Origin of the sequence: Virgibacillus sp. MSJ-26 (genome assembly GCF_018918075.1) — a bacterium.
Taxonomy (GTDB): Bacteria; Bacillota; Bacilli; order Bacillales; family Amphibacillaceae; genus MSJ-26.
In genome coordinates this window covers 25,901-48,194 of record NZ_JAHLPW010000010.1, presented here as the reverse complement: position 1 = coordinate 48,194, position 22,294 = coordinate 25,901, and the positions used below count along the sequence as shown (strand labels likewise).

The window sequence follows — 22,294 nt, the reverse complement described above, 5'->3', positions numbered from 1 at the left end:
GTGAATGAATAAGAAACCAATTATTATAGATACAGACCCGGGGATTGATGATGCTGTTGCACTAGCAATTGCCTTGCATGATAAAACACTTGATGTCCGCTTAATTACAACAGTTCATGGTAATGTAAGTTTAGAGAAAGTGACACGGAATGCTTTGAAATTACTTCATTTTTTCAATAAGGATGTTCCAGTAGCTGCCGGAAGTGACCGTCCACTTCTTCGTGATGTGATCGATGCAAGTGAAGTCCACGGTGAATCAGGCATGGATGGTTATGAGTTTGCTGCGCCGGGTAACATTCTTTTAAAAGACGAACATGCTGTTAATGCGATGTATAAGGAAATAATGGAAAGCAAGGAAAAAATAACCCTTGTTCCAATTGGTCCATTAACCAATATTGCTTTATTGATTCGACTTTATCCTGAAGTTGTTAAGGAAATTAAGGAAATTGTATTAATGGGCGGGTCGACATCAAGAGGCAATGCAAGTCCGGCTGCTGAATTTAATATATTAGCTGATCCTGAAGCAGCTAAAATCGTTTTTCAAAGTTCAGTTCCAATTGTTATGCTCGGACTGAATATTGGAGATAAAGCTAAAATCTATAATGAGGATAGTAAGAAAATTAAAGACCTAAACCAAACAGGTAGGATGATACACGATCTTTTTCAACATTACCGGGGCGGAACAATGGAGACCGGACTTACAATGTACGATAGTACGGCCATAGGTTATTTGAGTAAGCCAGATATGTACCAAGTTGCCGAAGCTTATGTTGATGTTGAAGTTACGGGACAACTCACAATGGGAGCAACGATTGTTGATCTGGAACATCAATTTGAACAACAGTCTAATGCCAAAGTAGCTGTTGATTTAGATGATCAAGCTTTTAAGCATTGGCTTATTAATAGTTTAGCTAGGTGTAATTGATTAAAAAACTACAATAACTTGCTTGTCATAGCAAGTTATTGTAGTTTTTTGCTCTTAGAAATACTCATTACTTTTTTATAATAGAGTTGAACAAAAGGATAAATATTTATCGAAACAGTAAAACTTTTCATCATATATCCTTGCAATATTCTTAAGAATTACGTATGGTTAATAACGTCAAATAAATTAGGAGGACATATGAAGAACGTCTCAAAGGTATTTTATATTACATTAGTTTTAGTGATTATTGCAGTAGTATTTGGTGGTCTTTTTCCTGTTCAATTTGAAAATATTACAACGAATATTCAAGAATTTGTAGCTACCAAATTTGGCTGGTATTATATGTTGCTTATGTCAGCTACGGTTATTTTATCTATTTTTATTGCTATTAGCCCGTACGGAAAAATTCGTTTAGGAAAGGATAATTCAAAACCAGATTTCTCAACACCGACATGGATTGCGATGCTGTTTTCAGCGGGAATGGGTATTGGGCTTGTTTTTTACGGGGCAGCAGAGCCTTTATCACATTATTTAACTGATGCCCCCTCTTCAGAAGTTGGATCCAATGCAGCATTTAAGGAAGGTTTGACGTCAGCCTATTTTCATTGGGGGCTACATGTCTGGGCGATGTATGGGATGATAGCATTAGCGCTTGCTTATTTCCAATTCCGCAAAGAAGAGCCTGGCCTTATATCAGCTACGTTAAAACCATTATTTGGTGAAAAAATGAATGGTCCGTGGGGTGTTCTAATTGACGTCCTCGCTGTTTTTGCAACGGTCTTTGGTGTCGCGACATCTCTTGGATTTGGAGCAGTTCAAATAAATGGAGGGTTATCCCATTTATTTGGAATAAAAATTGGTTTTGGTTCACAATTTATAATTATTTCTATAGTGACACTTTTATTTTTAGCTTCTGCTTGGTCAGGATTAAGTAAAGGGATTAAATATTTATCCAACACAAATATGGTCTTAGCCGTCATATTACTAATAACTGTGTTAATAGTAGGTCCGACCCTACTCATATTAAACATGTATACTGAAACGCTTGGTCTTTATATACAAGATTTAATAAAAATGAGTTTTAGAACGGCTCCTTTAGAAGGAGACAACAGAGGTTGGCTTGATAGTTGGACAATTTTTTACTGGGCATGGTGGATCTCGTGGGCTCCTTTTGTCGGTATGTTTATCGCTCGTGTCTCACGTGGTAGGACAATACGTTCATTTATGACGGGCGTATTAATTGTTCCAACGTTATTTGTGACCATTTGGTATGCTGTTTTTGGTACAACAGCAGGCGATGTACAAAATCACGGCACGGAATTAACACAATATTCCACAGAACTTGTGCTGTTTAATATGTTTGATCAGCTGCCAATTTCCATGATTTTATCGGTGATAGCTATTTTGCTGATTGCTTCATTTTTTGTGACATCTGCGGATTCAGCAACGTTTGTCTTAGGGATGCAGTCAACAAAAGGATCACTTATTCCACCCAATAATGTAAAGGTCATTTGGGGAGTTGCTCAATCGGCTGTAGCATTAATACTCCTTTATGTTGGAGGGTTACAGGCTATTCAAAATACGATTATTTCTGCAGCTTTGCCATTTTCATTTGTGATGATTTTAATGATTGTTTCTTTGTTTATAGCTCTTAATAAAGAACTTAAATAATATTAACTGCACTTATATTAAAAGGAGTCTATCCCCAATTGACTCCTTTTAATAATGAAATATTTGAAAACTTTGTAATACGTAGTGACAGACAATCTTTATAGTGATAAAATATGAGTCATTAGTCCTGAATTTAAAAAATCATAGGAGAAAGAAGTATAAAAATATTACGTGGATTGGAGTAAAGTGGATGAAAAAATGTAATCAATGTGGATTTGAACAAGAAGACGGAAAGTTTTGTGGCAAATGTGGCAGTCCTCTAGAAGATAAAGCTACTGCTCAATCGAGTGAAAGCGACAAAAGTGAAAAGGCTGATGGCATTAATCAATCAGTTAGTCAGCAAGCAAGTGATGAAGAAAATCAAGGCTCTCAACCTCAAACATCTGAACAGGATGAAATTGCCGCAACGACTGCACAGAGAGAAACAACAGTACAAAACTCAAGCTCAACTGCTTCACAAAATGCTCAATCGGAAAATGACACGGTTGAAAAAATGAAAGAAACATCAAAAGAATTTTGGTCTTATTTTACATATTATTTAAAGCAACCATCACATATATTTGCAGAACGTGGTAACGAATTTACTAATGGCATCATAAATATTGTAGCCATGTTATTCTTATTTTCGTTAAGCACTTATTTTCTTTTTAGAAACTTTATGTCGGCCACAATGGGTAGCTTTAGTCCGAGCGTGCCATTCTTTCCAATCTTTGGTAACACTTTGTTTTTCACAGCTATATTTATTGTGTTGGTAATAGCTATTCTCTTTGGAATAAACAAATTATTCGGTTCAGAGTATTCGTTTAAGGAAATAATCAGCGTTTATGGGGGCCATCTGTCCCTTACTACGATTGTTGCAGCCGCTGCATTCATTTTATTACTAGTTAAAGCGAATCTAATCGGGATGATTTTAATAGCAATTGTATTTGGACTTGCGATTACAACGACCCCACTCTACTTGATTAGTAGTCTATTAACTAGAAAATCAAAGTCGCTTGATCCGTTTTATGGTTATCTTATTTATACTGTAGCTGTAGCAGTTGGTTTCATTATTTTGTTTACTATTTTAGCAGATTCAGCTGTAGGTGGACTATTAGATGACTTAGAGGATATATTTTATTATCTCTAAATTTCATAAGCTACATCAATGAAAAGTCGTTTGGTTTTCAGATTTACTGGAAACTAAACGGCTTTTTTGTAGTTTTGGGAAACTATAACATTAAAACCCCTGTGGATAACATTATACTAAAATTGGCCACGTCTAGCTTCAGCACCCAGCCTGCCTGAGGCTAATCGGGCGCTTCAGCTTTTGATCGTCCAGCGCAAGCGCCCAGAAACTATCAATGCTTTTTGGTGGGGCGAGTAATCGCAGCCCCAAGTTTCGAATGCCTTCCTACGATAAGTCGACTTTGAATCGCTTCGCTTTTCACGTCTCCTTTATCTCGTCAGGCCTTCTCCAACTTGTATGTTGCTAATCGGACGTTTGCACTTTTGTTCCTTTTCAATCTTCCTACTCAGTAAAGTGAATGTATGGTAAAGTTATATTATTGCTGAAAAATCAATAAAGGAGAACAGTGGAACATGAAAGATTATTTGGATAAATTGGCTCAATCCCCCAGTCGATCATACATAGGTTCGATGTTACCAGGAATTATAGTTTGTTTTTTAGTTATGATGGCAGGGATATATGGGGCAGAGTTGATCGGCGCTTTACTCATTAAATTGAATTTTTTACCTGAAGGCAGTGCAAGTCCCGTTTCAGGTATATTTGTTGCCATTATTCTTGGGATTTTAATTCGAAATACAGTAGGTTTACATCTTATTTTTAAAGAAGGTACGGCTCTTTCGGTAAAATATGCTTTAAGATTAGGGATTATTTTACTTGGATTACGGTTAAGTTTGGTGGAAGCACTTAAACTAGGAGCCTGGGGTGTTCCTTTAATTGTTATCTGTATTAGTTGTGGGTTGGCAGTTACATTATACTTTACTAAAAAGCTACAGCAATCTGAAAGACTAGGAACTTTAATCGCTTGTGGGACGGGGATTTGCGGCGTGACAGCGATCATGGCCACGTCACCTGTGATTGAAGCGAAAGAGAATGAAATTTCTTACGCGGTTGCTAATATTACTATTTTTGGCTTGGTTGGCATGTTATTTTATCCTTATTTGGCTCATTTCTTTTTTGCTGAAGATCCAATTAAAGCGGGATTATTTCTTGGAACTGCGATTCATGATACCGCGCAAGTGACAGGGTCAGCTTTAATTTATGATCAAATGTTCCAAATGGAAAAAGCAGTCGATGTCGCCATGGTGACGAAATTGACAAGGAATTTATTTATTATAGCTGTTATTCCAATCGTACCTCTGCTTTTCTTTAGAAATTCACAACGAGCAACAATGGCTGAAGGGGCTCAATTAGACTTAGATAGCGGGGGCGAGGTAAGCGAATCTTCACGTTTACCGAAATGGTATAAACTTGTTCCTTTATTTGTAATTGGCTTTTTATTGCTTGCCTTAGTAAGGACCGTTGGTGATATGACACTTACTAATAGTGGAGCAGCGTTTGGGTTTTTAACAGCGGATGCATGGCAAAGTTTCTATGAATCAAGCAGTTCTTTCGGTACGACTTATATGCTTGGTATAGCAATGGCAGGGGTTGGGTTGACCACTGATTTAAGTCAATTTAAAGGATTAGGGATGAAGCCATTTTATATTGGGTTGATTGCAGCTCTCTCTATTGGTTTAGTTAGTTTTACGCTTATTAGTTTATTCGGTCATTTGGTGACGGTTTAAAAAAGTGCGCTATCTCATGAAGAGACAGCGCATTTTTTGTTATTTTATATTACTAATGTCTTAAGATAACCACCTGTATCGATAAGATATTGATGAATTACTTTTTATCGGGCGCGAGTAGTACCCTCACGATGCGAAAACACCGAATCTGCTATTAATACAACATGAGAAACACCCTCACGATGCGAAATACCCCGGATTCGGTATTTATACAACATGATAAGCTCCCTCACGATGCGAAAACACTAAGCCTGCTATTAATACAACATGAGAAACACCCGTGATGCGAAAACACCAAATCTGATATTTATACAACGTGAGATACACTCTCACGATATATAAAAAGCTCGAAACCGGTATTTATAGCAATGAGAGAGCCTCTCTCATAATACAAAATCCTACACATTCTTTTGATAGGCGGGTTCTGAGTGGATTAAGACTTGGCCGATTTTTTTTATACAGCTTGCTGGAAAGTTTTGTTTGCTGAAACGATAGTCAAATAAGGCAATGCCGGTTTACTTAAATAAAATAGAGCCACCCAAACGCGATACACATAGACTCTAACCCTATTGTACAAACTGCACAATAGCCTTATTAAGATCAATGATAAAGCGAAAACTTTCTTTGGTCTGAACTCTGAGGACAAGTCGTAAATTTTATGTAGTTTTAAATTTTTGCTATTATACTATTAAGAGAACTCATGAACATAAGAGTCAGCGGGAAAAATTAGCTAGTAGTGAATAATTTTAAAGTAGCTTTACATAAGCTGAATAAGGAGGATGAGGCAATGCTTGTTATATCTGAACAAGACATGATGGAAAATTATATTATGAAAGATGCTATATCAGATCTTAAAAAAGGAATGAAAGCTAAAAAAGAAAAATTGATACTAAATCCTGAGCGAACCGTTATTAATTTTCCAGAGCAGGAAGGCTCAGCGTTATATATGCCGAGTGCCAATTTGCATGAGGATAAGGCGTCTGTGAAAGTCGTAACCATTTTCCCCAAAAATCCTCAGTTTGGAAAAGCAACAACTCAAGGTGTGCTACTCTTGAGTGATGCTGAAACTGGTGAACATCTATGTTTAATGAATGCATCATATCTTACTAGATTAAGAACCGGAGCCTTAAGTGGTGTTGCTTCTGAAGTATTTGCTCGTCAGGAATCCAGTGAATTGGCTGTAATCGGAACAGGTGCCATGGCTTTTGAGCAAGTGCTTGGTGTATTGGAAGTACGGTCGCTTAGTACGATCAATCTATTTAATCGAACACGAGAAAAAGCTTTCCAATTTAAAGAAAAGTTAATTAAATTCGGTGTGACTTGTGAGATAAATATTTCCAGTGATGTTAATCAGATTGTTGAAACAGCAGATATTATTTGTTGTGCAACGCGTTCAAAGGATCCTGTGTTTGACGGAACTCGATTACAAGAAGGAACACATATTAATGGGGTTGGATCTTTTCTACCGACAATGCGAGAAGTTGATCTTACGACAATTCAAAAAGCAGATAAGATAATAGTTGATGATATAAAAGGTGTCAAGGAGGAAGCTGGGGAACTGATTCACGCAACCGAACTAGGTAACTGGCGCTTTGCAGATATCTATGCTGAACTTTATGAAGTCGATGGAAGTACATTTAAGCGGGAAAATAATCAGGAAATAACATTTTTTAAATCAGTAGGGAGCGCTTATTTTGATCAAGCATTAGCCCAAGGAGTTTATAAATTAGCGAAAAGCCGAGGATTTGGTGAAGAAATCGATATATAAGAACTTTTAAAATAGACATTTAGTAACAAGCATGCGCTTTTTGACATAAGTGTTATTTTTCTATATTTGAGGTGAATCAGTTGTTAAAAGACACAGGAGAAAGAGTCATACCAGAGAAAATGGACGTTACAGATTATATGCTTATTGAACATCTTGCCAGATATCACTTTGCGAATCTGTATGTCAAAGGACGCGTTCTTGATTTAGCTTGTGGATCTGGATATGGCACCCACATTATAGCAAAGCGTTGCAGGAACCAAATTAATGAAGTCATTGGTATAGATAATAGTAGAGAGGCTTTAGACTATGCACGGTACAGTTACTATCATCCGAAATCTATATTTATAGAGGAGGATGTAGTGAGCGACAACCTCCCACAACACTTAGGACAATTCGACTCTATTGTTAGTTTTGAAACGCTTGAACACATAAAGGAAGAAGAACAATTTTTAAAAAATATTTATGACATGCTGAAACCAGGTGGCTCTTTGATTTTATCGACACCATTTGGTCAGGGTCGTGGCAAGCCTTGTGGTAATCCATTTCATATTCATCAACTTACTAAAAAACAATTTAAAGCATTATTTACTAGATACGAGTCAGCGAACTATTATTACCAAGCCGGGGCTCTAATTGTGCCTGAGGAATTTGCTAAAGATACAAACTTTCCAATTGGAATTGTTGTCTGTCAAAAATAAATATGCTTTCTAAATCAAAAAGAAACCTATCGCCATAATAACGTATCCACCTAATAAAGCTAAACCGTCAAACCAGTTTGATTCGCCATCAACTGATAACATAATGATTAATAAAACAGCAGTAATCATACTAATTAACTCTGGCCATGTAAAGATGAGTGGCATTGAGATAGGAAAAAACATCGATATTACAACTAGAATGGGGGCAACAAACATTGCGACTTGTAGGGTAGATCCGACAGCAATCTCTACCGCCACGTCCATTTTATTTTTATAGGCTAGAAAAACAGCTGAGGCGTGTTCAGCAGCGTTACCAACGAAGGCAACGATAATTACTCCGATGAATAATTCTGACCAGCCAAATGTTTCACCGACAACGGTAAATGTATCAACGAGATGGTCTGAGATGAAAGCAACAGCCAGAGTTGCTAGCGCCAAGATGGTCATGGCTCTGCCTTTACTCCATTCAGGTTCTTCTTCAACGACTTCTGTCGATTGATTGGATTTTATTTCTTCAGGATGTATTTTTTCTTTACTTTGAAAAAGTCCTCGATGTGTAAATAATTTGAAGAACAAAGCGGCTAAGTAAAGTATAATAAGTGTAATGGACACACCTACACTGAGGAACATTGTTTGACTTTCATCCATTGATAAAGTGAACACCTTAGGAATGATAAAAGCTAATATGATTGAGAATATCAGTAATCCAGCATTATGCATAGCATTATTAATATTAAACGTTTGCCGCTTGTATTTTAGCCCACCAATAAAGAATGAAAACCCACCAACTAAAAGTAAATTACCCAATATAGATCCAGTTAAAGAGGCGAGTACAATGCCAATCAACCCCGATTTCAATGCGAAAATAGAGATAATCAGTTCAACAGCATTACCAAATGTCGCATTAAGTAACCCACCAATTCGTGGCCCTAAGACAATTGCTAACCTCTCCGTTGATTTTCCGATTAATCCCGCTAATGCAATGATAGTTAAAGAATAAATAGTAAACATAAGAACAGGCGACCAATCCATCATTGCACCAATTATAGCTATAGGTAAGCCTATAGCTGTTAGCCCAAAAAATATTTTATTTGCCATTAACAAAACTCCTTTAAAAGTAGCAATAGTTAGCATACCCGAAGTTTATCTATTTATTGATTTTATAGGGAGAAAATGAATTCATAATGTAAAGCAAGTAAAAGTGGTGAGAATTTGACCAACGATTCGATTATTTCCTGGGGAATAAGCTGTTAGAAGAAAGTTTTTGTGGTGATTCGACAATGATTTAATTAGAATCTCAATATAAATCTGTTGATTTAATCTTGCATTAAATATGTATATGCTTTTTTCAATAATAAAGGATAGAGGAGTTACTCAGATTGCTCTCTCTATCCACCTAAAAATACGGCTCCATAAATAAGAGCTCCTAATACAACATATGCAGGACTGACTCGTTTGATTTCTAAAAAGAAATAACCAGCAACAATCAGAAGAACGGTATGAATGATTCCAACATCGATATATGAATCAAAAAAGAATTCATAAGTCATAACACCGAGTAATATAGCAATTGTAGGGCGAATAATTTGCGTTAGCTTTTTCACTCGTGGTGAATCTTTGAATTTAAGTAAGATCCCTAATAGAACAATAAGCATTACGATTGTAGGTGCAACAGAAGCGAAAACACCAATAATAGAGCCAATGATGCCACCTTGATCATAGCCAATATAGGCAGCCATCTTTGTGGCAATCGGTCCAGGCAATCCATTTCCTAAAGCAACCATTTCACTGAATTCTTGGTTACTAAACCAACCATACTCATCGACAACTTCACGTTGAAGAAGAGGGATGGTTGCTGGTCCACCGCCGTAACCTAATATATTAGCAATGAAATTAGAATAAAAAATTTGCCAATACGTGGTTAACATCATTCACCCTCCTGTTTTTGCTTTTGTTGTCTTTCTTCTTTTGATTTAAATAAAAGAGCGTATAAAATAAGGGCAACAATGACAATGGCTGGATGGATATCAACTAATTCTATCAGGAGCAAACTTAACACTAGATAAACTATCGTCATGTTCCATCCCATTAATAACTTAGACTTTTTAATGAAATCCCAAGCTAAAACACCGATCATCACTCCAGCGATCGGGAGGACGCCTTTCGACATGCCTTGCACCCACGGCTTATCTTTATACGCGTTTAAAGTTGTTAATAATAAAATAATTAAGAATGCAGTTGGTGCAACTGTAGCTATAATACAGTTTAACATTCCCCAAAACCCTTTTAATCTCCAACCTATGTAGCCTGACATTTTAGTATTAATGGGGCCAGGTAAAGTGTTAGCCAACGCTAGAATATCGGAGAATTCATCATCGTCCATCCATTGATATCTCTCGACCACTTCTTTTTGCATCAAAGGAATGGCTGACAATCCTCCCCCGTAGCCAAGCATTCCGGCCCGGAAAAAGGCCATGAATAAATTTTTATGCATATATGATAACATCTCCTTTTGCCTCGCCAATAAATAATATTATCATACGAAAGTTTGTAAAAAAAGTCAAAGTACGCCATGCAAATATATGTGTTATCAACTGATTATGCTTATTAATGATAATATATATCATAAAAACCTTCATTTTGTTTATAGACGTAAATTAAATGTATATGCAATAAATAATTTCAATATAAATATCGTTTATTAGATGGCGGAAATGGTATACTGTGTTTATGGATAAGTTTGGAGGGGTAAGAATGAAATTTGATGAGACAGACAAGAAAATTATTGATTGCCTTGTCAAAGACGGTAGAAAATCATATGTAGAATTAGCTGAAGAAGTCGGTTTATCACGTGTAGCTGTTAAAGATCGAATTGAAAACTTAATTGAAAAAGGTGTTATTGAGAATTTTACAATCACTGTTAACTCAGAAAAGTTCGGTAAAAAAGTGTCAGCTTTTTTCGAAGTAGATGTTGAGCCGAAAAACTTACAAGAGGTTGCGGGAAATCTAGCTAATAACCCTAATGTAGCTAGCATATATCAAATGACAGGGCCAAGCACCCTCCATATGCATGTACTTGTAAATGATTTTAAAATGCTTGAAGAGTTTATTAACAATGAATTATATGCTGTTGAAGGGATAACAAGAGTAGAGAGCAATGTTATTCTGAAACGATTTAAGAGTCGTGGCGGTTATAAATTATAATATTATTAAATAATTGGTTGGCAATAGAAAACCCATATTGTATTAGGAAAGTTATATATCCTTATGCAACATGGGCATTTTTATATTACTTCTTCTTAACTTTCATTCTCTTTTAGCTTCAACAAAATCATCAATAAATTCAGCTAAATTTGTGAGGGCTTCTTGGATTATTTTCTCACCGAGTTCGTAGCTTCCTTTTCTTCCATCACCTATGTTTCCATTATTCGTAATTTCATTAAACTGGTAAACAACTTTGACAAAATCACTTTTCATATAGTTTAAAGCAAATGCATCGCGATTCATATCTCCCTCTTCAATTAAATCTTCTCTAACAATGCTTGGTGCTAAGTATAAGCATTCAGAAATCTCACGCTCACAGGCATGTCCGAAATATTCTGAGTCAATATCTTCCCGAAGTGTTTGCTTTGCCGCGTCAACAAATTTAGTATGAGCTATTTCCACTTCGTATTGACGAGCTAATTTCTCCGCAGCCACTCCTAAAGGTGCACTATTCCCACCATGGGCATTCAGAAATAAAAATTTCTTAATCCCATGATGTTTTAAGCTAGATACTACATCCTCCATAATGGCAATCAGCGTTTCAGGTCGAAGAGTGATGGTTCCCGGAAAATCCATATGGTGCGGGGAAACTCCAAAATTAATAGTAGGTGTGACTAACACTTTAGGAAAACACTCTTCAGCTAACAGGGCGGAAAATTCTTTGGCACGGTAAGAATCACAACCTTCAGCAATGTGATAACCATGTTGCTCCTGTGCACCTACTGGAACAATAGCAATCGAAGCAGTCTTAAGCGCTTCTTTAATCTCAGGCCACGTCATATCAGGTAAAATATACTTCTTCATTTTACTAATACATCTCCATCCATTTTCAGTCATTTGCGTAAAAAGTTTTAATATTCTTTTTAAACTATAACGGTCTTTAAAAGAGACGTCAAGGTAGTAAATAACTTTTTAAAGTTTACAAATGCTTTGAGTGAATTAATATAAGACGAATTTTTGTGAAATTGGGGAGTAGACTGCTTGAAATCAAGCTATTTACATGAATTGAGTAGATTAATAGAGTATTATAGAAGTATACCAACTCTAAGGAGAGGATCTAAATGACAGCTAAACAAACCGTATATGTTAATAGGTTCACAGATGGGATTCTCGATCCAAGTAAGGAAATGGAGTATGTAGTAAAAGATGGTGGTTTTATTGTCGCAAACACAGCACCAGGTTGTTGGGGACCGATGATTACACCTGAATTAAAAGGTGGGCATGAAGTAACAAGACCTGTCTACGTTGAAGGAGCAGAAGTAGGGGACGCTATTGCTATCCACATCAAAAATATTGAAGTCACGTCTATTGCGTCTGGCTCAGGGAATGACGTGCCTGTTGAGGGACATTTTAATGGTGATCCGTTTGTGGCGGCTAAATGTCCAGGATGTGGAACTGTCAATCCCGAAACAGTTATTAAGGGAATTGGCGAAGAAGCAATACGTTGTGTAAAATGTGATACCGTTATTACACCGTTTGCCCTGACACATGCTTATTCAATCGCTTTTAATGATGACAAGTCGGTTGGTTTAACTTTAAATAAACAAGCAGCTGAAACCGTTGCGAAAGACGGAAGAACATATATGAATACGCCAGAACAGTCCATTCAAAATTCAATTTTGACGCTTGCACCCCATGATATGCCTGGAGTGATTGCTCGCTTAAGACCGTTCCTAGGTCAATTAGGTACAACCCCTGCAAGAGCCTTTCCAGATTCACATAACGCTGGTGACTTTGGGCAATCTTTACTTGATGTACCACATGATTATAGTATGACAAAAGAAGAACTTGAAGAACACCGGACAGATGGTCATATGGATGTCAATCGAGTAAGAACAGGAGCCATTTTAATTTGTCCTGTGAAAGTTGAAGGAGGCGGAGTATATGTTGGGGACATGCACGCTATGCAAGGTGACGGTGAAATTGCTGGTCATACAGCCGATGTCGCCGGTATCGTCAACCTTCAAGTGAATGTCTTGAAAAATGTAAATTTAGATGGTCCAGTATTGCTCCCAGTTACTGAAGACTTACCATATTTAGCTAAGCCATTCACAGAAGACGAAAAGCGCCAAGCTCTTGCGCTTAGTGAGCAATGGGGCGTGCGTGAAATAGAAGACAGCTATCCAATTTCATTTATCGGATCTGGTGCAGATCTTAATGATGCGACAACCAATGGCATGGAGAGAGCGGCCAATCTTTTTGGCATTACTGTTCCAGAAGTAATGAATCGTGCTACAATCAACGGCTCAATAGAAATTGGTCGGCATCCGGGTGTCGTTACAGTTACGTTTCTAGCACCTGAATCATATTTGAAGGAGAAAGGATTGCTAGATTTAATTAAGAATCAATATGTGTTATAAATAGTAGATGCAACTATCCTTAGATTCTCTACTGGATGATTCATCACCATTTTTTCATAATATAATAAGATTAAACGCTTTGTTTTCTAAAACAAATCAAAAAACCGAACGGATTTGGGTCTTTACCAAAAAGCATCGAATCCAGTTCGGTTTTTTTATGGTTAAGGTTTTCGGAGAAGCCTAAACATGAAGTTGTAAAAAATCTATAAAATTAATCCTGAAAAACTTTGCCCATGTTATATTAGATATATCAAATATATGAACTGAAGGGTGGTTTTTATATGGATTTTTTCTGGTTAGGTCTTGGATTAGCGGCTGCAGGCTATTTCATAGGCAGTGGATTACAAAACTTTAAAAGTCCAACGACGCCAGACTTATTTGATCTAAGTGACGATGATGAACATAAATTAATTGGTGAAAAAGATGTGCATTGGTTCATTGGTGTCACAAAGGAAGATGCTAAAAAGTTAATAGAGGAGCATCCAAATGTGCCACATCTCACTTTGAATGGCAAAACGTATTATCCAAGGGAAAAATTAAAAAAGTGGCTACTGGAAATAGGAGATGCGGACAATAATTAGATACTAGTGTCAGTTTTTCAATGTATAATAAGAAAAACTGGCTTTTTTATTTTTTTGAAATGGAAAAATGTTGTTGGTCGGGGCTGCCGGGCGCCCTGCGCTTTTGTCCCATCCAGCTTCAGCGCCTAGCCCGCCTGAGGTCTTAAGCAATAAATCTACGTGGCAAAAACCTTGCCACTACGTTTTCTTGCTTAAGCTTTTCGGGGCTACCCGGGCGCCCTGCGCTTTTGTAATAATAAAGAATTTATAAACTTTTATTTAACTTATTAAAAGGGTGTTATATTGACATTGTAGGGGGAGGAATCATCATGGAAGCACGTCTTTTGCTAGTGGAGGACGACTCTGAAATTGCGCGCATTATAAGGGATACATTGATCCAAGATGGATATGAGGTGACCTGGGCAACAACAGGTCTTGAGGGTTGGGAGGATTTTCAGGCGGCGGGCTATGATCTTGCTCTCGTTGATCTTATGCTCCCAGAAATGGATGGCTTTACTTTGTGTAAAAATATTCGTTTGAAAAGTGACGTGCCACTCATCATTATCAGTGCACGAAAGGAAGATGAAGACAAGGTGGAAGGCCTTGGTCTTGGTGCGGATGATTATTTGGCAAAGCCATTTAGTCTCGTAGAATTAAAAGCACGCATTAATTCACAATTAAGAAGGTGGCATAGGTATCAAGGTGTCCCTGAAACAGAAGACATTTCAAAATACACAAATGGACTAAAAATTAATTGGGACCAACGTAAAGTGATCCTACTTAATGAAGAAATTCAATTAACTGTAAAAGAATTTGACTTACTTGATGTTTTAGCAAAACATCCAGGACATACTTTTTCAAAACAAGAACTTTATGAACATATATGGAATCAAATAGAAGCAGATGGTCTTCATACTGTCACCGTTCATATCAAATCATTACGTAAAAAATTAAATGATCCAGTAAAAACACCACAGTTTATTCAAACCGTTTGGGGTAAAGGTTATAAGTTTATCGGTGAGCAAAAGTGAAAATAAAAACGTGGCTATTAATCTCGTATTTAATGGTGATGATTCTTCCTCTAATTACAGCTTATTTTCTGTTTGCCTGGATTAATTCATATAATAATGAACAAAAAGTGGAAGAACATGTCCAGTTACGGGCTGAATTAGAAGATGTTAAACAAAAATTGAACAATCCTGCGCTCTACGCTTCACAAGCAGACAGGAGGCACCTTGAGAGGGACACTGATCAAACAAAATTAATTACGCTTTACGATAAAAATGGTGTGATTGTTTATTCATCGAACCCATCAATACAATCAACACAATTTGCGCTTAGCAAAGGGCAACTCTATCAAGATTTGTACAAGTTAGAACAGGGGTATAGTTCATTCTCATATAAGCAGCCCGTCTTTGATCATCATGAACTCATTGGCTTTTTTGATATAGAAATAGCTCGAGATGAATGGGTTGCGGGTGTGGAAAAACGCAGTTATATTGTTGGAGGCCTCTTTTTTGTTGTATTTGTGCTGATTTATTTAACGGTGATTCGGCTTGTGAATAAAAAACTAAATACTCGTCTCACTGGATTGATGGGTGACATGTCGGCTTATGCAGCTGGAAAAACAGTGAATGAACGGCCGACAAACCAAGACGAAATTGGGGAATTAACAGAACATTTTTATCATATGAAGCAACAAATTGATGCTGCGAGAGAAACAATCGAACAGGAACAAGAAACAAAAGAATATTTAATAGCGAGTGTCTCTCATGATTTAAAGACACCACTCACATCAATCAAGGCTTATGCTGAAGCTCTTCATACGCAAAAGTTAACAAATGAGGAACAAAGGGAATACCGACGAGTCATTGTGGAAAAATCGGACTTTATGCAACATATGCTAGACGACTTGTTAACATACACATTACTCAAATCACCGAGCCATGAAATGGAGTTAGTCGAGGTTGACGGTGGTGAATTTTTCGAAATGCTCGTCTCTGATTACGAAGAGGTAAGTAGGAAACAAGGGATTTATCTTGAAACGACAGTAGATGTTTGCGGAATATATCAAGTGAATCCAAAAGAGATGATGCGGCTAGCGGACAATTTAGTTAGCAATGCGATTCAGCATACGAAAAGTGAAAATCGCCTTTGGATAGCCGCACTCTCAAGTGACATGATGCCTCCTGATTGGCTGTTTGACTTTATACCTAAATTTTGGAAGGGAAATGCCGTGTACTTCATCGTGCAAAATGAAGGAAAAGGTCTATCAGAAGAAAAATCAGCTCACGTTTTTGATCCGCTCTATCAAGCAGATGAGGCGAGAAGTAAACAATACGTACACGGTTCTGGACTGGGTTTAAGTATTACAAAACAAATTACTGAAAAACATGATGGCAACGTTTATTTTTATTCGAAAGAAAGCGTTGGTACGTGTGTGATATGTGAATTACCAAAACTACAGTAAAGAAGGGGAAGACAATGAAACTTTTGAAAGGATTGATCATTTTTTGTGCGATAGGAGGCGTGGTCTTAATGGCTGGATGCTCGGAAGAAAGTTATTATTCACCAGAACAAATGATTAATAATGCACTTGATGAAAAAGAAACAGAATCTTACATCGGTGAAGCAACGACAACGGTTAGTGGAAATGGCGACGTTATTGAAACGATGGTAATGAAAGAGTGGCGTAATAAAGACGGAAAAATAAGAGTTGAAATTGAAAATCAAAATGGTGAAGAGAAAGCTATTTCAGTAAATAATGGAGAAACAATTACAACTTATGACGAAGAACAAAATCAAGCAATCATCATTGACGATGAGGAAATATTGGAATTTAATCAACCATCACCGAAAGCACAAGTAGATTATTCTTGATATGATCCGCGACACTCATGAAATATCTGGTAAGGGTGAGGAAAAAATTGCTGGAAGATCAACCTATCATTTAGTAGCGACTCCTAATAAAGAAAACACCTTATTAGGAAAACAAGAAATATGGATTGATAAAGAAAATTGGATGGCCTTAAAAATGATTTCCAGCTCTGGTAATCAAAAAACTGAAATGGTCTATAACGATATCGACTTCGATGTTGATATTCCTGTAGATAAATTCACACTTGACCTACCCGATGATGCAGACATTGTAAATTCGGAAGACTTACTTGACACAGAGGAAGTAACCTTAGAAGAAGCTAAGAAAGGAATAGGCCAACCGTTTTATTATTTTCCTGAAGAAGATGGTCTAGAAATATCCACCATAGAAAAGGATGAACTCACTGGTGAACTTGACCGAACAGAGGTTAACATTGATTACAAAAAAGAGGGTGCCCCGTTTCTGACTTTGTCGGTATTTGAATCACCTAAGGATTTAGAAGATGACTTTAGTTTTCCTGAAGAAAAAGAAGTGACTATCCGTGATCAAGATGGCACGTTCACAGATACGGATGGTTTTCGAGCTATGTTTTGGCAAGAAGACGGATTAAACTACTCCTTAGTTATTATTGATCCGACAATTAGTCTTGAAGAACTCCAAAATCTTGCTGAATCAATGAATATTGTTGAGTAGAGAACTATTTACTATGACATATATAGAAAGGAGGGATTTAATTGCTCCCTGGAGCATATACCATCATTGGGTTTATCTCGTTGTCTGTTTTAATTGCGTTCATTCCATTTCTCTTTAAGAAATTGATTGGAAATATCATTGAAATAACGTTAATCATTGTGAGCTTAGCTTATCTTTTTATCGCTTATCCTTTTACCGAAGCCATAATGTTATTTAGTTTAATGGCAATGATGTATGGAAATCTAGGTGTCATTTTTAACAAGAATAAACGGAATAAGAGATATCAATTGAAACAAGAATTAGCTGATTGTAATTACAGCATCATTAATCAAGAAAAAGACATAAAGCGTATTAGCGTGGACGTCATTTTGGCAGTGGTTATTAGTGCAGGAGCAATTGTGTTTTTACTGTTTGCACCTCAGATCTATAGTGTGCTGAAATTTTTGATTGGAATCGGATTAATTACTTTGATAACTCAATTAATTGCCCGAGTTGGGAATGCTTTATTTACAAAAGTTTATTGGTTGCCTCAACAGGAAAGATTAATTATTTTATCAACGTTTGAATCTAGGGACTTACCTGTGAATGATCTGGAAGAAGTTCAAGTTGAGTCGTCGCCCGATTTATTGAAACTTCATCCGTTATTTACGTTTTTATCTGAAAATCAAGACTATACGACATCATTTCATCAAGTTTTGAGATTATCCTTTCCTAGTGAAAATATTTACTTTACACCAAATAACGTTCGCGCATGGCAAAACATCTTTATAGATTATGTAGATGATGAAGAAAAACAAGAGAAGCATGTTTTACCACTATGGCATCCGGAAAATTTAAAGCGGCTTTTCTGGAAAGGTTATTTTGCCATGACCGTTAAAGGTATATCAGCTTACACAGGACTACTATTTATTCTTATTTGGCTTGACGTTCCCTCGTATATCATGATTACCTTTGTTCTTATGTGGTGGTTGTTTAATCTTTACGTTTCAGATCGGCTGCTTATCGCAGGAACAGATGCTGTGGAATTAACGGAAGGCCATTTGTATAATGAAGCTCAAGAACTATTCAGGCGAGCTAGTATTCCGAATATAAAGCTGTTTTTAATTGACTCACCTGTTCATAATGGTCTTGCGACTGGAATGAATATTGGTCGGGGAACGATCATGTTGACGACCGCTACGACTCAGTTGTCTCTAGAATCGATACAAGCTATATTGGCTCACGAAATCATCCATATTAAAAAACGAGATGTTTTAATTAATCAAATCACACGCTTGGTCATGTTTCTCCTTCTCGGTTTAATCATTTATGTCTTTTTTGATTATATAACTCTACTAGCTGAAAATATGGTTCTATTTATAATAACCATATACATTACTATGACGGTGTTGCCTATTTATTTATCTTTTGTAGCCCAATTGACTGAAGTGCGAGCTGACTTTTTGGGGGGAAGACTATTAGTAGGTGGTACACGACAAATGGCAGAAGGTCTCAAAGAACTAGGATTAGCACTAGATGCAGCAAGGGATAAAAAATTTCAGTATAGCATCACAGACGAAAAACCAATGAAAGAAACATCAAATACAGCCCGTGATAACTGGTTTTTCAGATTTATTGAATTTCAATTTCAAGCTCATCCACCACTCTATTGGAGAATTAAAACTCTGTATTCATCGTTGAGTTGGTGCCAAATGGTAACAGCCTGGTTGGGTGGTCGAATTAAAGAATCAATCCCTGATTGGGGGAGAAGGAAAGTTAAAAGCTAGTCATGAGTTAATTATAATTAAAGGGGAGAGGCTGTTGAATTGGCCGGTCATTAAAGACATTAAATTCATTGTTTTGACAATCCTCAGCCTATCGTGTTCCATTAGTGCTATTATTCTTTTAGTATATGATTATCAGTATTGGGGATTACTTTTTATAGGTTCTTATTTGTTTTCCTTTTGGAGTGTACAAAGAGCGACCCAGATAATGAAAAATCAATAGGGCGACTTATTTTTGTTTTTTAAATCAATCTAAAGGGAAAGTTATAAATGAGCATTCATAAGGAGGGAAGCATGTGCCAAACGAATATAAAACTGAAGATCAATATAACATGGTGCCGCTTAATGCTGAGAAGCTTGATCAAGAATTGGGTAAATTACCAGAATGGAAGCAAATTAGTGATAAGTGGATAGCGCGCGAGTACAAATTTAACAGTTATTTGGATGGAGTTAATTTCGCTAAAAAAGCCGGAGAGTATGCAGAACAACGGCAACATCATCCTAGTATTAAAATAGATTATAAAAAAGTAACAATTAAAATTTCTTCTTGGCGAGCGAAAGGGATAACTGAACTGGATATCGAAATGGTTAAAGACTTTGATGCTATTTATTGCAGCTTTTATGAGTGATATTACTATAACTGAGTGAGCTTAAACCTAGGCATTGAAAAGTTTAATTGAACTTTTCAATGCCTATTTTAGTTAGTTTTTATCTTTTTTTGAAAATTCCTTTCTTACAAAGGAATCAATGGGACCAATCATAAAATATTCTTCAAATATAGGAAAAAATTTTTAATCATAAGTACTCTAAATCCTTATAGACATGAGGAAAGGGAAAGTTATAAAAAGATATTATATTGACAACTATTTTTAAATTATATAGTATATGAATAATTTAAAAAATACCTCTCATATAAGATATCTTCCTATTTACTTTCTTAGCTCCGATTAGAAAGAGGTAGAAAATATAGAGGTCTATATCTTCGTAACACAGATGAAGGACAAGTTTTAGTATTTTCTCGATATTTTGTCCTTCATTCACTGATATAAATTTAACCTTTAGCGTTTGATAAGAAAGCGCAACACTAGATCGGTAATATATGGAGAATTGGACAGAGCGGAAAGGAGATAAAGGAAGTGTCGCCGATTACTGGTAAATAAGCTAACTCCAAACTCCAATAAGTTAGCGATCTGAGCCTTCAATGTTATAAAAAAGAATCAATGTCAGCTCAACATTATTAGAAGAGGGGTTATTACAATGAAATCATTAAACTATTTTGCAAATCCTTATCCAATTCAACGAAATGCAACTTTTGCTAGAAATGGAATGGTGGCAACGTCACAGCCACTGGCAGCTGACGCAGGAATGGATATTCTGAAAAAAGGGGGGAATGCGATAGATGCTGCGATTGCGACAGCAGCTTGTTTAACGGTTGTTGAACCGACTTCAAATGGCATTGGTGGTGACGTATTCGCACTTGTTTGGATTAAAGGGAAATTACATGGTTTGAATGGAAGTGGGCGATCTCCGGAAGCAATATCGATTGAGGCGGTCAAAAAAGAAGGTTATGAAAAAATGCCAAAGTATGGTTGGATGCCCGTCACTGTACCAGGTGCTCCAAGTGCTTGGGTCGAGTTATCCGAACGGTTTGGGAAATTACCTCTTACAGAAGTTTTACGACCAGCCATTCAATATGCAGCTGAAGGATATCCTTTATCACCAACCTTGGCAAAGTTTTGGCGACGTGCCTATCGGATTTTTAATGAAAATTTAAAAGGTGATAAATTTAAGTCATGGTTTGATACATTTGCACCAGATGGAAAAGTACCCCAAGTTGGTGATGTTTGGTCATCTAGAGATCATGCTAGAACCTTAGAATTAATTGCTGAAACAAAGGGGACTGCATTTTATCATGGAGAATTAGCGGAAGAAATCGCAAATTTTTCCAAAGAAACGGGTGGCTTTTTAACGCAGGAAGATTTAGCGAATCATCAATCGGAGTGGGTTGATCCGGTCAGTATTAAATATCGAGACTATGAAGTTTGGGAGTTACCGCCAAACGGACAAGGGGTAGTGGCCCTGCAAGCGATGAATATATTAAAAGGGTTTAATTTTACAGATAAAGAATCTGTTAAAACGTATCATAAACAGATTGAAGCTATTAAACTCGCATTTGCCGATGGTTTTAAGTATGTTAGTGATGAAACTCGGATGTCTGTTACTTTAGAAGAACTTCTAGAGGAAGACTACGTTGCCAAACGAAGACGATTAATTAATGAGGCAGCATTGACACCTGAAGCAGGTGACCCGAAAGCAAGTGGAACCGTATATCTTGCCACAGCTGATAAAGAGGGGAATATGGTATCCCTTATTCAAAGTAATTATATGGGCTTTGGTTCTGGACTGGTTGTTCCTGGGACGGGAATTTCATTACAAAATCGTGGGCATGACTTTTCACTGGACCCTAGTCACGTCAACGCCTTAGAAGGTAGTAAGAAAACTTATCATACGATTATTCCTGGTTTTTTAACGAAAAGACAGTTACCGGTCGGACCATTCGGTGTTATGGGGGGATTAATGATGCCCCAAGGCCATGTCCAGGTATTAATGAACACCATTGATTTTGGACTGAATCCACAAGCTGCACTTGATGCGCCAAGATGGCAATGGATGGGAGATAAGGTTGTAGAGGTCGAACCCCGCTTCCCATATCATATCGCATCTGAGTTAATAGAAAGAGGACATGATGTTCGTATGGCAATGGAGCCTAATAGTTTTGGTCGTGGACAAATCATCTGGCGTAATCCTGAAACCGGTGTATTAGTTGGTGGTACTGAATCGCGAACAGACGGTAGTATCGCAGCTTGGTAGATATGTTAAAAATAATAATTCCGTTCGAGAATAAAAAAATAAACAAGCAC

At 36.9% G+C, this 22,294-nt stretch carries 20 protein-coding genes; 16 read left to right on the top strand and 4 right to left on the bottom strand.

Going from position 1 to position 22,294, the window contains the following annotated elements; translation table 11 throughout:
* Positions 1–4 precede the first annotated feature (4 nt).
* The 6 genes from rihC to KQI49_RS10745 all read left to right on the top strand — a co-directional run bounded on the left by rihC (position 5) and on the right by KQI49_RS10745 (position 7,855).
* The gene (rihC, locus tag KQI49_RS10770) at positions 5–925 is read left to right on the top strand and encodes a ribonucleoside hydrolase RihC (protein ID WP_216488877.1); all 921 of its coding nucleotides are present in this window, start codon (positions 5–7) and stop codon (positions 923–925) included.
* A gap of 198 nt (positions 926–1,123) precedes the next feature.
* Positions 1,124–2,596 carry a glycine betaine uptake BCCT transporter gene (locus KQI49_RS10765; protein ID WP_216488875.1) on the top strand — a complete coding sequence of 491 codons (1,473 nt, stop codon included), beginning with the start codon at positions 1,124–1,126 and terminating at the stop codon, positions 2,594–2,596.
* A gap of 190 nt (positions 2,597–2,786) precedes the next feature.
* Complete coding sequence (locus KQI49_RS10760; protein WP_216488873.1) at positions 2,787–3,725, top strand: DUF6574 domain-containing protein; 939 nt, start codon at positions 2,787–2,789, stop codon at positions 3,723–3,725.
* A 452-nt stretch (positions 3,726–4,177) separates the two neighbouring features.
* The gene (locus tag KQI49_RS10755) at positions 4,178–5,389 is read left to right on the top strand and encodes a YeiH family protein (protein ID WP_253286795.1); all 1,212 of its coding nucleotides are present in this window, start codon (positions 4,178–4,180) and stop codon (positions 5,387–5,389) included.
* Positions 5,390–6,176: 787 nt separating this feature from the next.
* Positions 6,177–7,157 carry an ornithine cyclodeaminase family protein gene (locus tag KQI49_RS10750; protein WP_216488871.1) on the top strand — a complete coding sequence of 327 codons (981 nt, stop codon included), beginning with the start codon at positions 6,177–6,179 and terminating at the stop codon, positions 7,155–7,157.
* Between the two features lie 71 nt (positions 7,158–7,228).
* Positions 7,229–7,855, top strand: coding sequence for a class I SAM-dependent methyltransferase (locus KQI49_RS10745; RefSeq protein ID WP_371817559.1), 627 nt, complete (start codon positions 7,229–7,231; stop codon positions 7,853–7,855).
* A gap of 9 nt (positions 7,856–7,864) precedes the next feature.
* Here the strand turns inward: KQI49_RS10745 and cax are convergent, their stop codons facing one another.
* The 3 genes from cax to KQI49_RS10730 all read right to left on the bottom strand — a co-directional run bounded on the left by cax (position 7,865) and on the right by KQI49_RS10730 (position 10,349).
* The gene (cax, locus tag KQI49_RS10740) at positions 7,865–8,953 is read right to left on the bottom strand and encodes a calcium/proton exchanger (protein ID WP_216488867.1); all 1,089 of its coding nucleotides are present in this window, start codon (positions 8,951–8,953) and stop codon (positions 7,865–7,867) included.
* Positions 8,954–9,243: 290 nt separating this feature from the next.
* Positions 9,244–9,783 (bottom strand): chromate transporter, encoded by a 540-nt coding sequence (locus KQI49_RS10735; RefSeq protein ID WP_371817558.1) that lies wholly within the window; start codon positions 9,781–9,783, stop codon positions 9,244–9,246.
* Complete coding sequence (locus KQI49_RS10730; protein WP_253286794.1) at positions 9,783–10,349, bottom strand: chromate transporter; 567 nt, start codon at positions 10,347–10,349, stop codon at positions 9,783–9,785. Before KQI49_RS10730 ends, KQI49_RS10735 begins: the two co-directional genes overlap by 1 nt.
* A gap of 260 nt (positions 10,350–10,609) precedes the next feature.
* Between KQI49_RS10730 and KQI49_RS10725 the strand changes: the two genes are divergently transcribed.
* Complete coding sequence (locus KQI49_RS10725) at positions 10,610–11,059, top strand: Lrp/AsnC family transcriptional regulator (RefSeq protein WP_216488861.1); 450 nt, start codon at positions 10,610–10,612, stop codon at positions 11,057–11,059.
* 102 nt (positions 11,060–11,161) lie between these two features.
* Here KQI49_RS10725 and KQI49_RS10720 read toward each other — a convergent pair whose 3' ends face one another.
* Positions 11,162–11,923 carry a creatininase family protein gene (locus KQI49_RS10720; RefSeq protein ID WP_216488859.1) on the bottom strand — a complete coding sequence of 254 codons (762 nt, stop codon included), beginning with the start codon at positions 11,921–11,923 and terminating at the stop codon, positions 11,162–11,164.
* A 257-nt stretch (positions 11,924–12,180) separates the two neighbouring features.
* Here KQI49_RS10720 and KQI49_RS10715 point away from each other — a divergent pair, with 257 nt between their 5' ends.
* The 9 genes from KQI49_RS10715 to KQI49_RS10675 all read left to right on the top strand — a co-directional run bounded on the left by KQI49_RS10715 (position 12,181) and on the right by KQI49_RS10675 (position 22,244).
* The gene (locus KQI49_RS10715) at positions 12,181–13,479 is read left to right on the top strand and encodes an acetamidase/formamidase family protein (RefSeq protein ID WP_216488857.1); all 1,299 of its coding nucleotides are present in this window, start codon (positions 12,181–12,183) and stop codon (positions 13,477–13,479) included.
* Positions 13,480–13,760: 281 nt separating this feature from the next.
* Positions 13,761–14,060 carry a DNA-binding protein gene (locus tag KQI49_RS10710; RefSeq protein WP_216488855.1) on the top strand — a complete coding sequence of 100 codons (300 nt, stop codon included), beginning with the start codon at positions 13,761–13,763 and terminating at the stop codon, positions 14,058–14,060.
* 308 nt (positions 14,061–14,368) lie between these two features.
* Complete coding sequence (locus KQI49_RS10705; protein WP_216488853.1) at positions 14,369–15,070, top strand: response regulator transcription factor; 702 nt, start codon at positions 14,369–14,371, stop codon at positions 15,068–15,070.
* Positions 15,067–16,509 (top strand): sensor histidine kinase, encoded by a 1,443-nt coding sequence (locus tag KQI49_RS10700; RefSeq protein WP_216488851.1) that lies wholly within the window; start codon positions 15,067–15,069, stop codon positions 16,507–16,509. The genes KQI49_RS10705 and KQI49_RS10700 overlap by 4 nt, the downstream gene beginning before the upstream one ends.
* 14 nt (positions 16,510–16,523) lie before the next feature.
* Positions 16,524–16,919 carry a LolA family protein gene (locus KQI49_RS10695; RefSeq protein ID WP_216488849.1) on the top strand — a complete coding sequence of 132 codons (396 nt, stop codon included), beginning with the start codon at positions 16,524–16,526 and terminating at the stop codon, positions 16,917–16,919.
* Between the two features lies 1 nt (position 16,920).
* Entirely contained in the window at positions 16,921–17,610 is a 690-nt protein-coding gene (locus tag KQI49_RS10690; protein WP_216488847.1) for a LolA family protein, read from the top strand.
* Positions 17,611–17,651: 41 nt separating this feature from the next.
* Positions 17,652–19,376, top strand: coding sequence for a M56 family metallopeptidase (locus KQI49_RS10685; protein WP_253286793.1), 1,725 nt, complete (start codon positions 17,652–17,654; stop codon positions 19,374–19,376).
* A 293-nt stretch (positions 19,377–19,669) separates the two neighbouring features.
* Entirely contained in the window at positions 19,670–20,002 is a 333-nt protein-coding gene (locus tag KQI49_RS10680; protein ID WP_371817557.1) for a 4a-hydroxytetrahydrobiopterin dehydratase, read from the top strand.
* Between the two features lie 628 nt (positions 20,003–20,630).
* A complete protein-coding gene (locus tag KQI49_RS10675) occupies positions 20,631–22,244 on the top strand; it encodes a gamma-glutamyltransferase family protein (RefSeq protein ID WP_216488845.1) in 1,614 nt (537 codons plus the stop codon).
* Positions 22,245–22,294 lie beyond the last annotated feature (50 nt).

Bases quoted from the DNA above. Each gene is read 5' to 3' on its own strand.
- rihC (WP_216488877.1), top strand. From the start codon at position 5: ATGAATAAGAAACCAATTATTATAGATACAGACCCGGGGATTGATGAT.
- KQI49_RS10765 (WP_216488875.1), top strand. From the start codon at position 1,124: ATGAAGAACGTCTCAAAGGTATTTTATATTACATTAGTTTTAGTGATT.
- KQI49_RS10760 (WP_216488873.1), top strand. From the start codon at position 2,787: ATGAAAAAATGTAATCAATGTGGATTTGAACAAGAAGACGGAAAGTTT.
- KQI49_RS10755 (WP_253286795.1), top strand. From the start codon at position 4,178: ATGAAAGATTATTTGGATAAATTGGCTCAATCCCCCAGTCGATCATAC.
- KQI49_RS10750 (WP_216488871.1), top strand. From the start codon at position 6,177: ATGCTTGTTATATCTGAACAAGACATGATGGAAAATTATATTATGAAA.
- cax (WP_216488867.1), bottom strand. From the start codon at position 8,953: ATGGCAAATAAAATATTTTTTGGGCTAACAGCTATAGGCTTACCTATA.
- KQI49_RS10735 (WP_371817558.1), bottom strand. From the start codon at position 9,783: ATGTTAACCACGTATTGGCAAATTTTTTATTCTAATTTCATTGCTAAT.
- KQI49_RS10730 (WP_253286794.1), bottom strand. From the start codon at position 10,349: ATGCATAAAAATTTATTCATGGCCTTTTTCCGGGCCGGAATGCTTGGC.
- KQI49_RS10725 (WP_216488861.1), top strand. From the start codon at position 10,610: ATGAAATTTGATGAGACAGACAAGAAAATTATTGATTGCCTTGTCAAA.
- KQI49_RS10720 (WP_216488859.1), bottom strand. From the start codon at position 11,923: ATGAAGAAGTATATTTTACCTGATATGACGTGGCCTGAGATTAAAGAA.
- KQI49_RS10715 (WP_216488857.1), top strand. From the start codon at position 12,181: ATGACAGCTAAACAAACCGTATATGTTAATAGGTTCACAGATGGGATT.
- KQI49_RS10710 (WP_216488855.1), top strand. From the start codon at position 13,761: ATGGATTTTTTCTGGTTAGGTCTTGGATTAGCGGCTGCAGGCTATTTC.
- KQI49_RS10705 (WP_216488853.1), top strand. From the start codon at position 14,369: ATGGAAGCACGTCTTTTGCTAGTGGAGGACGACTCTGAAATTGCGCGC.
- KQI49_RS10695 (WP_216488849.1), top strand. From the start codon at position 16,524: ATGAAACTTTTGAAAGGATTGATCATTTTTTGTGCGATAGGAGGCGTG.
- KQI49_RS10690 (WP_216488847.1), top strand. From the start codon at position 16,921: ATGATCCGCGACACTCATGAAATATCTGGTAAGGGTGAGGAAAAAATT.
- KQI49_RS10675 (WP_216488845.1), top strand. From the start codon at position 20,631: ATGAAATCATTAAACTATTTTGCAAATCCTTATCCAATTCAACGAAAT.